Raw genomic sequence first — 629 nt, forward strand, 5'->3', positions numbered from 1 at the left:
GCCCGCCTGGATATCGTCGATTGGATCGAGGGCTATTACAATCGGCAACGCCTGCATACCTCGATCGACTTCCTCACGCCTGTCGACTACGAGGCTAGCTTGATCGCCGCATGAAATGCTGTACGTGAAAACGAGGCAGGGTCATGCGGCGTAATTTAACTTACACATACGGCGTAATTTACTTGACATGACCCAGGACCTCCGGCCTCAGGTCGTCGATTAGCGCGCGCAGCCTCCGAAGGTCGTCGACACGAAAGGCGGAGCGACCCGCCGCAGCCTGCGCGAACGCGTCCGGCTCATCCACGTTCGTCCATGAGGCCAGTATTGATACCAGCTGGCCATGTTCGTCGTAGAACATGACGCGGTCCTCTCCCCAGTTGATGCGCCGGGTAGCCAGCTGGATTCGTGTACCGCGTCGCGGGTGAAAGGGATGGGTGATCTCGACCGTTACGGCCGTGCAACCGTCGTGACGACAAGCAGTTGCTGACTTACGATAACGGAATGGCCGAGAGCTTCGTGAAGACGATGAAACGCGACTACGTCGCCTTCATGCGGACCTATCCGTCATTTCGTGGGCGGGGCATATCATGAGGTATAAAAGTCATGGATATGCCGATGAAAAAGAAGAG

The 629-nt window shown here is 56.6% G+C and carries 2 protein-coding genes; one reads left to right on the top strand and one right to left on the bottom strand.

The features are described from left to right. On the top strand, positions 1 to 114 hold a 114-nt coding region (locus KVT39_RS38740; protein WP_368858971.1), incomplete at its 5' end, for an IS3 family transposase. Positions 115 to 178: 64 nt separating this feature from the next. On the opposite strand, the gene KVT39_RS36470 is transcribed toward KVT39_RS38740, so the two are convergent. Continuing rightward, entirely contained in the window at positions 179 to 439 is a 261-nt protein-coding gene (locus tag KVT39_RS36470; RefSeq protein ID WP_217591431.1) for a DUF5372 family protein, read from the bottom strand. Between the last annotated feature and the right edge of the window lie 190 nt (positions 440 to 629).

The sequence above is a fragment of the Burkholderia sp. GbtcB21 genome (genome assembly GCF_019091065.1).
In the GTDB taxonomy this organism is placed as follows: domain Bacteria; phylum Pseudomonadota; class Gammaproteobacteria; order Burkholderiales; family Burkholderiaceae; genus Burkholderia; species Burkholderia pyrrocinia_C.